Below are 13,631 nucleotides of genomic sequence, written 5' to 3'. Positions count from 1 at the left end.
ATATGTGAACAAAATATAAGGGAGGTAGTTAGTATGAAAACCGTAAAGATTTCTTTAAACTCTATCGACAAAGTAAAGGCATTTGTAAATGATGTAACTAAATTCAACACAGATTTTGATTTAGTTTCAGGAAGATATGTTATCGATGCAAAATCTATCATGGGAATTTTCAGTCTTGACCTTTCAAAGGCTATCGACTTAAACATTCACGATGATGACAACATGGATGATATCCTTAAAACATTAGCACCTTACATCGTTGAGTAAAAGAGTTTGTCAACAATGACACAACAGTTTATACTAAACACCGGGAAGGCTACGCCTTCTCAATTTAAAATTTAAAATGTAATTTCAGAGAACACCTTATGATACATATTATTCATATCTTTGGTGTTCTCTTTTATCTGTTATTCTTTATAATTTTTCTTTATGAATTATATATTATTATTTTCCGATTTCGATTATCTCAATAGTATCAAGAGCTTCTTTTACCATCTCATCAATCTTCTCGGTAAGATTTTCCTCTGATTTGTTTATCGCTTTAAGATTTGGTTTTGTGACAGGATGTTTTGCAACAAATATCGTACAACAGTCTTCGTATGGCTGTATAGAAGTCTCATATGTTCCGATTTTCTCTGAAATGTCAACTATATCCTGCTTGTCAAATGCTATAAGCGGTCTGTAAACCGGTATGTCACAAACTTCATTTGTAGCTGCAAGACTCTGCATAGTCTGGCTTGCAACCTGACCTATGCTCTCTCCCGTAACAAGACCAAGACAGCCGTTTTCTTTGGCAAGATGCTGTGCTATCCTCATCATATATCTTCTCATTATGATAGTGAGTTCCTCATGAGGACACTGCTCATAAATATACATCTGAATGTCAGTGAAATTGACAACATGAAGTCTTATCTTTCCTGTATATCTTGAGACAAGTTTTGCAAGGTCTACAACTTTCTGTTTTGCTCTCTCACTTGTGTATGGTGGGGCATGGAAATATACCGCATCTATCCAGACACCTCTCTTAGAAATCATATATCCCGCAACGGGACTGTCGATTCCTCCTGATAGAAGAAGCATTGCTTTTCCTGCAGTTCCAAGAGGCATACCGCCTATTCCCTTATATACCTTTGAATAAATATAGGCTTTTTCTCTTATCTCCACCCATATATAAACATCAGGATTGTGCACATCTACCGAAAGTTCCGGAAAACGGTCAAGAAGATAGCCGCCCATCTCAACACACACCTCAGGTGATGTGTACGGATAATGCTTGTCACTTCTCTTTGATTTTACCTTAAATGAAAAATCGCATTTATCGTACTGTTTCTCTACGAAGTCTCCTACCGCCTTTGTCACATTGTCCCAGTTTTTGTCCTCGACAACCTCGACCGGACTTATTCCTGCAAGACCAAATACTCTTTGTAAAGTCTCGATAACTTCATCAAAATCAAAGTCGCCATCAGCCTGAACAAACACTCGTCCCGATTCTTTTTGAACCGTAAAATCACCGTCTATACCGGAAAGCCTTAATCTTATCTGATCACATAACGCATCTTCAAATTTATAACGGTTCTTTCCCTTAACGCCTATCTCCGCGTATTTTAATAAAAATCCCTGTGCCATCTTTTCCTCCATTTATTTACTGTTTAATAAATCTCTTAAGTATCGGAAGCTGTTTTTTTAGTACCTCCAATGCATACTCAACCTGTTCTTTTGTCGTTTCTACCGAAAAACTGAACCTTATCGTGGAATCGAGAAGTTCATCACTTACACCTATTGCTTTTAATGTGCCGCTAAGTTCGGGATGATTTGACGAACACGCCGAACCTGACGATACATAAACACCTTTTGCCGCAAGTGCATGAAGAAGAACCTCACTCTTTATCCCATAAAACGATGCACTTACGACATGAGGAGCAGTCTCTTTTATATCAATACCATCTATTCCATTTATAACAACACCACACGAGCCGTCAGCACATTTATTATCATCACCTATCTTGTAAAGACCGTCAATAAGCATCTTCTTTAATTCATAAAGTTTTTCTGTCTTTTCACTGTGCCCCCCATATATGAGCTTTGCCGCAAGTCCAAGTCCTGCTATCGCCGGAACATTCTCAGTTCCCGAACGCATACCTTTCTGCTGTCCCCCGCCAAAGATTATAGGTCTTATCTTTGTATTTTCTTTTATATATAAAAATCCGCTTCCCTTAGGTCCGTGAATTTTATGACCGCTTACTGACATAAGATCTATGCCCATTTTTTTAGGCACTATCTTATATTTGCCGTATGCCTGTATCGCATCCACATGAAAGAGCGTATTTTTATTTTTGCTTTTAATTATCTCAGATATTTTTTTTATATCCTCAACTGCACCCATCTCATTATTCACAAACATAATTGAAACAATAACCGTATCATCCCTTATGGCTTCTTTCAGTTCTTCCAAGTCAATATGACCGAGCCTGTCCACCTTAAGATAAGTCACCTCGTAACCCATCTCCTCAAGAAATGCAAGCGGCTCATGGATTGACGCGTGTTCTATTCTTGTCGTTATTATATGCTTTCCTGCCCTTTTATTTGCCATAACAGTGCCGATGAGAGCCATATTGTTTGACTCTGTTCCGCCCGATGTAAATACAATCTCTTTTGGCTGGCATTTAAGCGTTGCTGCTATATTTTCCTTTGCCTCATTTATATAATTTTCTGCCTCCATTCCCTTTGTATGCTTTGATGACGGGTTTCCAAAATCAGTCATCATAACTCTTTTAACTATGTCACAAACCTCCGGGAATGTCTGTGTTGTGGCAGCATTATCAAGATAAGCCTCCATTTGTCTTATTCCTCCGTACCTAGTCCTGCATCTCAAACATCATTATTGAAACGACCGCTATTCCGGCAGTTTCCGTCCTTAATATCCTCTTACCGAGAGATATAGGCTTTATCCCTCTTGATACAGCCTCTTCAACTTCGTCTTTTTCAAAACCGCCCTCTGGTCCAATAAAAATTCCAACTGATTTTTTCGTGCAGCCTTCTTTTACTATTTCTCTTGACTTTTCTATTCCGTCCTGTAACTCATATGGTATCATATTGTACTCTAAGCCACACGCAATGTCAAATGCCTCTTTGATACTTACAGGATTTGTCACTTCCGGAATAATCCCCCTGCCACTCTGTTTTGCGGCTGCTTCTGCTATCGTCTGCCAGCGTTTTGCCTTTTTGTCAGCTTTTTTATCATCAAGCTTCACAACGCATCTTTTCATTGCCACAGGAACTATCTTGGACACACCGAGTTCAACCGCCTTTTGAATGATAAACTCCATTTTGTCTTTCTTGGGAAGTCCCTGAAACAACACTATTTTACATGGAAGTTCGGTATCTGAATCCTGAACCTTCTCGATATTAAGCACTACCCTTTCAGAAGATATATCACTTATCCTTGAAACATAATCCGTTCCTTCTTTGTCACAGGCAATTATCCAGTCACCCTTCTCAAGCCTTAAAACATTTTTTATATGATTTACATCCGTCCCATCTATATAAACTTTATCATCTGTAATCTGCTCTTTGGATACATAAAAACGATACATATTTTTTCCTTTCATTACATAAAGATACATAGGTAATTGCGAAACTAAATATATGTTGTGTCAATTGCACAGCTATAACAAATAATATCGTCGGCACGCTTTCGCTATGTTGTCGTTCGTAGCAGTACATAAATCAGCAAAAAACGCTGATTAAGTGCTGACGACGACAAAAATGCCGACTAACACTATTTGTTATATCTGCACAATTTAATCAAGATTTATGACAGTTTCGCAAATACCTACATAAAGATACAGGCATGACAGAATTTTTATCCATACATGCCTGTATTTTTATTTTTACTTTGTTCTGCGATTTCCATTCATTTATATATTACAGTCCAGTGAACACCTGCTGTTTAAGAACAGTAACATAAGCTTTACATAAGACCGTTAAACCAGTTATTGCTGTTTGCAAATGTAGAATACGCACCACTGTAAGTATATGTAGCAGCATGCCCCATTGTAAATGCTGCACTATTAGCAAGTCCGAAACTTTCACCTGCCTTTGAAGATATGGTATCTCCGAGTGAACCAACACCACTGAACAATGTCTTTAACACATTTACATCTGTTTTTTTCAAGGTATCCTCATCAAGTGTAAGTTTATTGTCCTTTCCGATACTGATTCCGCTCTTTGAAAGAAGCACTGAATTTGCACTTGTATTATTTACCATGCTGACACTTCTTCTTAATATTCCTGTTGAGTCAACTTTTGAACTTGAATCAACATAATTGTTATATGCTTCTACAAATCCCTTTACCGCACTTGTGATGGCATCCCTGTCATAGTCCTTATTGCCATCCTTGTCCGTTTTCTTTTCGTATAATGAAGAGTCAGACAATTTTGATAATGACTCCTTTAACTTAGTTGAATTTGTCTTTACCTCAAGTAAAGCCGACTTAGAATCAGAAGCCGATGATGTGCTGCTGCCAGATGCCGTACTGTCTGTTTTTTGTGAAGCATAATACGCTGTCAAAAGTTTCTTATATCCACCGGACTTTATCATGGCGTAATCGCCAAGTAATGAACTTGTATTGCCAAAAATTGATGATGCTGAATTCTGTGTGCTATTGCTGCTGTCGGCAAAGAACATACTGCCTGCACCATTTATTGAAAATATTGATGACATAATGATCACACTCCTTTTATTTTTTCCGCCTGATTATCTATATTTTATATCGTCTGTTTTTTAATAAACTTTATCTTTTTTTGCTTTTTGCTCTTTTTCTATTGTTTGACAACGCCCCGCCTTTATTACCTGCTCTATCACTTATTTTGGCATTTTTATTACCTCTGCCGTTTGTTCCATTTGATGCAGAATTTTTTCTGTTTCCATACATATTTTCCAAACCGTTATTTCGTCTGTCAGACTTTTTGCCGCCATTCGCTTTTTTACCTGGTCTGTCATTTTTTCCTGACTTTTCTCCCGACCTTAAACTGCTTCCTGACCTCGATTTTTTCTCCCACGCTTCTTCCCTCCATTTTTCCTTTCTCGGTCTTATAAGACATTTTTCATCAAAACCGATAAGATCCTCCCTGCCGGCTTTTATAAGTGCTTCTTTTACAAGGTCATAATTCTTAGGATTTTTATACTGTATAAGTGCCCTCTGCATAGCCTTTTCGTGAGGATTTACAGGTGTGTAAACCTTTTTCATTGTTCTTGGATCAACACCCGTATAATACATACAAGTTGATATTGTCGACGGTGTCGGATAAAAATCCTGTACCTGTTCAGGCATATAACCTAAATCCCTAAGATGAACCGCCAGCTCCACGGCTTCTTTAAGTGTAGAACCCGGATGTGATGACATAAGATAAGGCACGACAAACTGCTTTTTACCGACTTTTTTATTTATCCTGTCATATCTTCTCTTAAATGCTTCATACACGGCATTTTCAGGTTTTCCCATATTTCTAAGAACTTCATCGGATATATGCTCCGGTGCAACCCTTAACTGACCGCTTATGTGGTACTCGCAAAGTTCTTTTAAGAATGTATCATCACTGTCTGCCATTATATAATCAAACCTAAGACCTGAACGCACAAAAACTTTTTTTACTCCGTCAAGCTTTCTGAGTTTACGCAAAAGATTAAGGTAATCGCTGTGGTCAACTTTAAGATTTGGACACGGTTTTGGAAAAAGACACTGCCTGTTCATACATACACCATGCTCAACCTGTTTGTCACACGCTCTCCCCCTGAAATCAGCCGTCGGACCTCCGACATCATGTATATATCCCTTAAAATCCGGCTCTTTTATCATCTGCTTTGCTTCTGCTATTATCGATTCGTGGCTTCTTGTCTGCAAAACCCTGCCCTGATGAAATTTAAGTGCACAAAAACTGCAGCCCCCAAAACACCCTCTGTTGCTTGTAAGACTAAACTTTATCTCAGACAAAGCAGGTACACCACCGTCTTTCTCATACATCGGGTGATATGCCCTCATATACGGCAGTGCATACACATCATCCATTTCAAGCTGTGTAAGCGGTCTTGCCGGAGGATTTTGCACCACATAAAGATGGTCGTTGTACTTTTCCACAAGTCTGCTCGCCGTAATAGAGTCTGTATTACAATACTGTATATAAAAACTTTTTGCATACTCAAGCTTATCATTCTGCATCGTCTCAAAATCAGGCAATGTTTTTGCATCATAAACGCTGTCCAGATTTTTGGCTCTGTAAACAGTTCCGTTTACAAAAGTAATATCTGACACATCAATCCCGCTTTCAAGAGCATCTGCTATCTCGACAACTGAAAGTTCACCCATTCCGTATATACATATATCCGCCTGCGAATCGACAAGTATCGAATGTTTAAGTTTGTCAGACCAGTAATCATAATGAGCAAGTCTCCTAAGACTCGCCTCAATACCCCCGATAATAATAGGCACTTTCTTATAAACTTTTCTTATAAGATTGCAATAAACTATAGTCGCATAATCAGGTCTTTTCCCGATAACACCACCCGGAGTATATGCATCCGAACTTCTCCTCTTTTTAGATACGGTATAATGATTAACCATCGAATCCATATTGCCTGCCGACACAAGAAAACCAAGTCTTGGCATACCAAACACTTTGATACTCTCCTCATCTTTCCAGTCAGGCTGTGCGATAAAACCTATCTTATATCCGTGACTCTCCAAAACCCTCGTAATAATAGCTGCACCAAAAGACGAATGATCCACATAGGCATCACCGCAGATGTAAACAAAATCAACCTGTTCCCAGCCACGCCTAAGCATATCCTCTCTGCAAACCGGCAAAAAATCTCTCTCATCATTATCGTAACTCATCTATAAAAACCTCATTTCTAATCTTTTAACATTGTAACCTTTCAGCCATAAAAAGATAATCGGCAATACAATGAGCTTGTTTATTGTATGCCAAATTCTCTTTTTATTACTAAACAAAAACATTATAATTGACTAAAACATACCATGTGCTATATAATAAACACCGCTGAAATTGTCAATATAAAATAACACAACAGGCGGCACAGTCGCTTTATATTATCATATATACTGTAAAAAACTATATAAACAACTTAATAAAAATACACCGGTGAGATTTTTATATATTGTATCTCTGACTTTCAGCTAAATAACACAGCGAATTAAAATATATACCAATTATTTTGCGGTATTTTTTAGATTAACATACCACCTCAAATCATTATAACAATATCGAAAGGATTTGCATATGAGAAAATTATTATTTTTTGATGTAGACGGAACACTCGCAGACAGAGTCGGCAAAAAAAATGTAGTTCCACAGTCAGCGAAAGATGCAATTAAAAAGCTTCAGGAAAACGGCCACCTCTGTTTTGTAAATACAGGTCGTTCATTATCTGAAATAGATGTATATCTCAAAGAATTAAATATGGATGGTTTTGTGTGCGGATGCGGTACTTATATTTTATATAAGAATGAAGTCCTTTTTTCACAGACAGTACCCTTTGAAATCGGTAATGAACTTGTAAGCGACCTTGAAAAATACAACATTGAATGGCTTCTTGAGGGCGAGAAAACGCTTTATTACAGAAATAAACCTTACACAACACATATTGGTGATTTTAAAGATGAGCAAAAGCATCTTTACCCTTCTGCCTATAAAGAACTTGAACCATCAAAGGCTTCTGACCTTGTATTTGACAAATTCTGCATAGGTATTCACAAAAACAGTGATTTCAAGTCATTTGAAGCAAAATATTCAAAAATATTTACAATAATAGACCGTGGCAATAATTTCTATGAAATTGTTCCTGCCAACTGTTCAAAAGCAACCGGTATGGAATTTCTGATGAAGCATTTCAATGTAGATAAAAAAGATACTATTGCAATAGGTGACAGCACGAATGATCTTACCATGCTTGAATTTGCCGGCACCAGCATAGCCATGAAACACAGCAGTCCTATTGTTCTTGAAAAAGCTGATTATGTGACAGACGATGTATTTGACGATGGCATATATAATGCCATGAAACATTTTGAACTTATCTAATCATTGACACTTAAACCTAAAAGTCAGTAAAAAAGCCTGCGTTTTGCCATCCAAAAATTGCTTTGCAATTCTCGTTGGTTTCCCACTATGTTATTAGCATTTTCCTATAACTTAAAAAATCATATTATCAAAAAAGATACTTTGCTAAAAACACTATGCAAAGTATCTTTTTTAATAAGCAGATTTACCTTATCTTTTCAAGGACAGTCTTGTATATCATTATCAGATATGCATCTATAAAACAGAATTTATTTTCCAAAAATTCCAATAATTTATACAAAAATGCTGCTCCGAGAAATGCCACGCTAATGCAGGTGACATAATAGTCAAGATTAAGTGCAAGAAGCACTATATTCCCCACAACATACGCAGAAAGCACCCCCGTAAACTTTCTTGCAATTTGCAATGCTTTATAAAGTGTGCATGACAGATTTTCAAGTTTTTCCGTTGTAACTTTCTTTGGGTCTTTTGATAAAACCTCATACATATCTTTGTAAATCTTTTTACTTTCTATATCATTTTTTATATTGGCATAATTTTTCACTTCTTCATTAAAGAGGTCAACATAATGTTCATATCCTTTTTTTCCAAATTCCTTACGCAAACACTTTTTAAAGACATTCATCATTAATTCTCCGTCACATTATTTAATATTTCAAGGGCAGTATCGTACTCAAAATTCTGCACATTATCATACACATCATTTAAAATACTCTGCGTTTCAGCCGATGCACTTCCCATCATTTTTTCTAATAATTCAATAATATCTATATAGTTGAAATCCTCAATATATTCCTTTAGTCTTTCAATATTCTGCATAAATTCCGTTGCAGGCATAACTTCAATTTTACTTTTATTTATATCCTGCTCCTTATAAAAAATACATGCCTGTTCAAGTTCATCATGGAATTTTTTGACTTTGTCAAGATAACCATCCATCATCTCATGAACATAAGGATTTTCAAACTCTCTTGCTGCAAATTCCATACGTTTTGACTGCCCAGCAAGTTCATCTGCACCTATATTCAAAAATATACCTTTTAAGCTATGAAAATAAAGCGTCATTGTTTCCATCTGCTCAGTATTTCTTATCACATCAATCATATTATAATTTTCAATTATATTTCTGACACTGACTGCGAGCACTTTCATATAATTTTCAAGACTGCCTGCCATAAGTGAAAGACCCTCTTGATAATTGAGTCCCTCAACTGCATTTAAAAACATTGTCCTGTCCTTTTCTTCTTCCTCTTCAACTTCTATCGTGTCAATCTCAATTCCATTCGCCGAGAAAACTTCCTCTAAATTTTCTTTCCTGACCGGTTTTCTGAGTACATCTGAAGCACCTGCTGCCCGAAACATTTCCATAACCTGATTGTCTACTGTTGCGGATACTCCAAAATAGAGAGTATTGTCATTATCTCCTGCAACAAACTTTATCTGCCTTATACTTTCCACTCCATCCATATCAGGCATAAGATAATCCATCAGAACTATATCATAACTTTTAGAACATGACATTTCAATCGCTTCCATGCCGGACTCAGCGGTATCTGCATTTGCACCATATCTTTCGATCATAGCCTTAAGAACAAGTGTATTTGCACTATTGTCATCAACAACAAGAACATCTAATTCACTAAGCTTCTTCATCTATGTTCAACTATCCTCCCTGTGATAAATCTCATATCTATACAATAAAGTGTCAATAACAACTTTTGACACTTACATCATATAATAGAAAAACGAAATACTGTAGTAGTAGTATATTCATCTCCAGCCTTTAATACCGCATTTGGAAATCCTTTAGTATTTATGGCATTTGGAAAATTCTGTGACTCAAAGCACGCACCACAGAAATTAGCATAATTTATACCGTCTTTTGAATTTTCCGTCGTAAGTCCACCTGCCGTATAAAGCTGTAATCCCGGCTGATCCGTATATACTTCCATCATTCTGCCTGTCTCTTTGCAAACAAACTGTGCTGCCTTTGCAACATCACATACATCGTCTCCATTAAGTACAAAGTTATGATCATACTCGGTAACGGTCTTTTCGTCTTTGTCATACGCACCAAGACCTTCACGCACCGGCTTTCCGTTTCTAAAATCAAGTGCTGTACCTTCGACACTCTTAATCTCACCGGTAGGCACCAATATATCGTTTACCGGAGTATAATTATCAGCATAAATTGTAATCTCCTGGTCGAGAATATCCTTACACTTATGTCCGCCTTTTCCTAGATTGAAATACGAATGATTTGTCATATTTACGATGGTATCTTCATCACCAACTGCATAATAATCTATCATAAGTTCATTGTCATCATTTAATGTATATGTAATGGCAACTGTGAGATTTCCCGGAAATCCCTGCTCACCGTCAGGACTCAGTCTTGAAAATGTAATGCTGTCACCATTCTCAACCACATCCGTCTCTGCATTATACATCATGCGGTTGTATCTCGTATTTCCTCCATGGAGACAGTTTGTGCTCTCATTCTTATCAAGCTTATACTCTTTTCCATTAAGGGTAAATATGGCATTTGACACTCTGTTTGCATATCTTCCCAGTGGTGCACCAAAACTTGGCATATTTACCTCATACTCAGCTACTGTATCATATCCGAGTACAATATCATCAATATTTCCATCCTTGTCCGGCATCATCAGATTGGTAATAATGCCACCCAGATCAATAAATGAAACTTCTATACCATTATTATTTTTCAAAGTATATTTTGTAACCTCGTCCCCATTTGCCGTAACTCCAAATTTTATTTTTGATATGCTCATATATCGTACCTCCTGAAATTTATACTGTTTACCTAATAGTGTTGAATTTTATATCGTTTTTTGTAAAAATAAGTCTATTTATATTATTATAGCAATTTCTTACATTTTTTACAACAGCCAAAACAAAACCCCGCAGCATAAAGCAGTCCGCCTCAATGCTACGGGGTTCATTATCTATATCTTTTTAATTTAACATGGCTTTTTTATTACAATGCAATCTCAACGCTTGTTGTTCCGGCTTTAGCTTCTACAGTCTTTCCTTCTGCTGTTACAGTAAAGTTCTTATCTGTAGAGTCATAAGATACTGTGATGACATTTGCGTTACGCTCAGCTTTTATGTCTGTAAGTTTGTTTGACTCACTGTCATAGATAGTTGCTGTCGCACTCTTTCCATCTTCAAGACCGTAAATGACCGCATCAGCTTTTTCAAGATAATCATAAACTACTGTCATCTTGTCTTCTGCATCAAAGTTACCATATGTGACAATGCTGTTTGGACGGGCAAGGATAGGTGTCTGGAAGTAGTCACACTGTCTCTTGTAATATTTTCCGCCCTCGTATGTTTCACCGCTCTGAATGTCTGTCCATGTTCCGCAGTCAGGTACATAGAATTCTGCAATTCCTTCTTCATTCATAACAGGTACGATACAGAGATTGTCACCGAGCATATACTGCTGGTCAAGATACTTGCAAGCTGTATCATCAGAGAATGCAACTATCATTGAACGCATCATAGGAACACCAACATTGTGTGTCTTGTTTGCCTGTGCCCAGAGGTAAGGCATAAGTCTTCCTTTAAGGACTGTATAGTGACGAAGTACATCACAAGCTTCTGTATCACCATCTTCATCGTAAACCCAAGGTACTCTGTAAGATGTTGAACCATGTAAACGGCTGTGTGTAGAGAGAAGTCCGAATGCACACCATCTCTTATAAACATCAGCAGGTGCAGTAGCTTCAAATCCACCCATATCGTGTGAGAAGAAACCGAATCCAGATGAGCAGAGTGAAAGTCCGCCACGGAGAGTCTCTGACATTGCTGAATACTCAGCGTAGCAGTCACCGCCCCAGTGAACAGGGAATTTCTGTCCGCCTACTGTTGCACTTCTCGCAAAGAGACAAGCCTTATCTTTTCCGTAGTAATCTTCAAGAGCTTCAAATACACACTTGTTGTAGAGGTATGTATAGTAGTTGTGCATCTTGATAGGATCCATTCCATTGTAATATTTGCACTTTGTAGGTATTCTCTCACCAAAGTCTGTCTTGATGTTATTTACACCCATATCAAAAAGTTTCTTAAGTAATCCCTTGAACCACTCACAAGCCTCAGGATTTGTAAAGTCAACGATAGCCATACCAGGCTGCCACATATCTGACTGGAATACGCTTCCGTCAAGGTTTTTGATGAAATATCCCTTTTCTTTTCCGATGTCAAAAAGTTTTGACTGCTGTCCGATGTATGAGTTAATCCATACGCAGACTTCAAGACCTTTTTCATTGTGAAGCTTGTCTAAAAGTCCCTTAGGATCCGGGAACATATCCTTATCCCACTCAAAGTTACACCACTCATACTCTTTCATCCAGAAGCAGTCGAAATGGAATACCTGAAGCGGAATCTTACGCTCTTTCATCCCATCGATAAAGCTCATAACTGTCTTTTCATCATAGCTTGTAGTAAATGATGTTGAAAGCCATAAACCAAATGTATATGCTGGTGGAAGTGCAGGCTTTCCTGTAAGTGTAGTATAGTTTTCAAGAACATGCTCAAGGTTTTCTCCACCAATGATAAAGTATTCAAGTTCCTCTCCAGGTACCGTAAATGTAACTTTTGATACTGTATCTGAGTTTACTTCAAATGAAACCTTGTCTGAACTATTTACAAGTACACCGTAGCTCTTTGATGAAATGTAGAACGGTACTGTCTTGTAACTCTGGTCTGAACAGGTACCACCATCGCAGTTCCATGTCTCAACTGTCTGACCATTCTTTACAAATGGTGTGAACTTCTCACCGAAACCATAAATACACTCACCTATGTCTGTCTTTAACTGTTCTCTGAGATATGTTGTATGAGCATCCTGTGGATAGTTGAAGAACTCGTCATCTTCCTGAAGATTCATGCGTGCATTAGCCGTGAACTGACTCTCTGAAATGATAGATGTTGCTCTCCATGCACCGCCTGTAAGGTGTCTGTCTTTGTAATAGAACTGAACATCCCAGTCATCGCCAATCTTAATCTCAACTCTTGTATCACCTGAAGTAAGTGTAACCTTATCTTCTGTTCTCTCGATTACAGGAGTATAACCTGTATCCTCATTGAGCTCATAACGAGGACTATTGTCAAGCCCTCCCCTGTAATGGTCAATATGAACTTTAATGATGTTTTCTGAAGTAGAGCTGTATGTAATCTCAAGGTTTGGTCCTCCGAGAGTCATACCTCTGTTCATAACCGTATAAGGTGTTGCAAGAACCTTAATGGAATTTTCAGTAGTTTCAACTTTGTATGCCTGTGAAGCATAGTTTACATTATAACCTTTTTTACTTAACCAAAATCCGTCTGCTACTTTCATTAGAAATCTCCTTTCTTTTTTTCCCATTTACTTAACTTTGATTACATTATATAAGCACTTTTTTGGTTCGTCTATAATTATTAGTGCGATTTTTAACACTATTATGATAACATACACACTTATGTATCTATACAGAAAGTTTCGCTGTAACTTCACCGTACATATC

General features: G+C 37.4%; 11 protein-coding genes. 2 read left to right on the top strand and 9 right to left on the bottom strand.

Annotated elements, in window-relative coordinates; genetic code table 11:
- Nucleotides 1–33 precede the first annotated feature (33 nt).
- Nucleotides 34–267: a PTS HPr phosphorylation site gene (locus tag DWZ63_RS00205; RefSeq protein ID WP_022014733.1), complete on the top strand. Its 234-nt coding sequence runs from the start codon at nt 34–36 to the stop codon at nt 265–267.
- A 177-nt stretch (nt 268–444) separates the two neighbouring features.
- Here DWZ63_RS00205 and thiI read toward each other — a convergent pair whose 3' ends face one another.
- From thiI to DWZ63_RS00180, 5 genes are all read right to left on the bottom strand, one after another.
- A complete protein-coding gene (gene thiI / locus DWZ63_RS00200; protein WP_118498145.1) occupies nt 445–1,626 on the bottom strand; it encodes a tRNA uracil 4-sulfurtransferase ThiI in 1,182 nt (393 codons plus the stop codon).
- A gap of 16 nt (nt 1,627–1,642) precedes the next feature.
- Nucleotides 1,643–2,836, bottom strand: coding sequence for a cysteine desulfurase family protein (locus DWZ63_RS00195; RefSeq protein ID WP_022014731.1), 1,194 nt, complete (start codon nt 2,834–2,836; stop codon nt 1,643–1,645).
- Between the two features lie 19 nt (nt 2,837–2,855).
- A complete protein-coding gene (locus DWZ63_RS00190) occupies nt 2,856–3,593 on the bottom strand; it encodes a 16S rRNA (uracil(1498)-N(3))-methyltransferase (protein WP_118498143.1) in 738 nt (245 codons plus the stop codon).
- Nucleotides 3,594–3,970: 377 nt separating this feature from the next.
- Complete coding sequence (locus tag DWZ63_RS00185) at nt 3,971–4,723, bottom strand: hypothetical protein (RefSeq protein WP_022014729.1); 753 nt, start codon at nt 4,721–4,723, stop codon at nt 3,971–3,973.
- A 70-nt stretch (nt 4,724–4,793) separates the two neighbouring features.
- On the bottom strand, nt 4,794–6,893 hold the full coding sequence (locus tag DWZ63_RS00180) for a YgiQ family radical SAM protein (protein ID WP_118498141.1): 2,100 nt from the start codon (nt 6,891–6,893) through the stop codon (nt 4,794–4,796).
- 406 nt (nt 6,894–7,299) lie between these two features.
- Between DWZ63_RS00180 and DWZ63_RS00175 the strand changes: the two genes are divergently transcribed.
- Entirely contained in the window at nt 7,300–8,100 is an 801-nt protein-coding gene (locus DWZ63_RS00175; protein ID WP_022014727.1) for a Cof-type HAD-IIB family hydrolase, read from the top strand.
- Nucleotides 8,101–8,284: 184 nt separating this feature from the next.
- Here the strand turns inward: DWZ63_RS00175 and DWZ63_RS00170 are convergent, their stop codons facing one another.
- From DWZ63_RS00170 to yicI, 4 genes are all read right to left on the bottom strand, one after another.
- Nucleotides 8,285–8,725, bottom strand: a complete 441-nt coding sequence (locus DWZ63_RS00170) for a hypothetical protein (RefSeq protein ID WP_022014726.1) — start codon at nt 8,723–8,725, stop codon at nt 8,285–8,287.
- A gap of 2 nt (nt 8,726–8,727) precedes the next feature.
- Nucleotides 8,728–9,753, bottom strand: a complete 1,026-nt coding sequence (locus DWZ63_RS00165; protein WP_022014725.1) for a response regulator — start codon at nt 9,751–9,753, stop codon at nt 8,728–8,730.
- Nucleotides 9,754–9,830: 77 nt separating this feature from the next.
- Complete coding sequence (locus DWZ63_RS00160; RefSeq protein WP_118498139.1) at nt 9,831–10,895, bottom strand: aldose epimerase family protein; 1,065 nt, start codon at nt 10,893–10,895, stop codon at nt 9,831–9,833.
- Between the two features lie 206 nt (nt 10,896–11,101).
- On the bottom strand, nt 11,102–13,465 hold the full coding sequence (gene yicI / locus DWZ63_RS00155) for an alpha-xylosidase (RefSeq protein WP_118498137.1): 2,364 nt from the start codon (nt 13,463–13,465) through the stop codon (nt 11,102–11,104).
- Between the last annotated feature and the right edge of the window lie 166 nt (nt 13,466–13,631).

It is taken from the genome of Clostridium sp. AF34-13, from assembly GCF_003477845.1.
Lineage (GTDB): Bacteria > Bacillota > Clostridia > Lachnospirales > Lachnospiraceae > Butyribacter > Butyribacter intestini.
The sequence above is the reverse complement of the archived record's forward strand: the minus strand, read 5'-3'. Positions and strand labels throughout refer to the sequence as shown.

What these genes read in the sequence shown, in the direction of transcription:
- DWZ63_RS00190 (WP_118498143.1), bottom strand. Translation starts at nt 3,593, where the DNA reads ATGTATCGTTTTTATGTATCCAAAGAGCAGATTACAGATGATAAAGTT.
- DWZ63_RS00205 (WP_022014733.1), top strand. Translation starts at nt 34, where the DNA reads ATGAAAACCGTAAAGATTTCTTTAAACTCTATCGACAAAGTAAAGGCA.
- DWZ63_RS00175 (WP_022014727.1), top strand. Translation starts at nt 7,300, where the DNA reads ATGAGAAAATTATTATTTTTTGATGTAGACGGAACACTCGCAGACAGA.
- thiI (WP_118498145.1), bottom strand. Translation starts at nt 1,626, where the DNA reads ATGGCACAGGGATTTTTATTAAAATACGCGGAGATAGGCGTTAAGGGA.
- DWZ63_RS00195 (WP_022014731.1), bottom strand. Translation starts at nt 2,836, where the DNA reads ATGGAGGCTTATCTTGATAATGCTGCCACAACACAGACATTCCCGGAG.
- DWZ63_RS00160 (WP_118498139.1), bottom strand. Translation starts at nt 10,895, where the DNA reads ATGAGCATATCAAAAATAAAATTTGGAGTTACGGCAAATGGGGACGAG.
- DWZ63_RS00165 (WP_022014725.1), bottom strand. Translation starts at nt 9,753, where the DNA reads ATGAAGAAGCTTAGTGAATTAGATGTTCTTGTTGTTGATGACAATAGT.
- yicI (WP_118498137.1), bottom strand. Translation starts at nt 13,465, where the DNA reads ATGAAAGTAGCAGACGGATTTTGGTTAAGTAAAAAAGGTTATAATGTA.
- DWZ63_RS00185 (WP_022014729.1), bottom strand. Translation starts at nt 4,723, where the DNA reads ATGTCATCAATATTTTCAATAAATGGTGCAGGCAGTATGTTCTTTGCC.
- DWZ63_RS00170 (WP_022014726.1), bottom strand. Translation starts at nt 8,725, where the DNA reads ATGAATGTCTTTAAAAAGTGTTTGCGTAAGGAATTTGGAAAAAAAGGA.
- DWZ63_RS00180 (WP_118498141.1), bottom strand. Translation starts at nt 6,893, where the DNA reads ATGAGTTACGATAATGATGAGAGAGATTTTTTGCCGGTTTGCAGAGAG.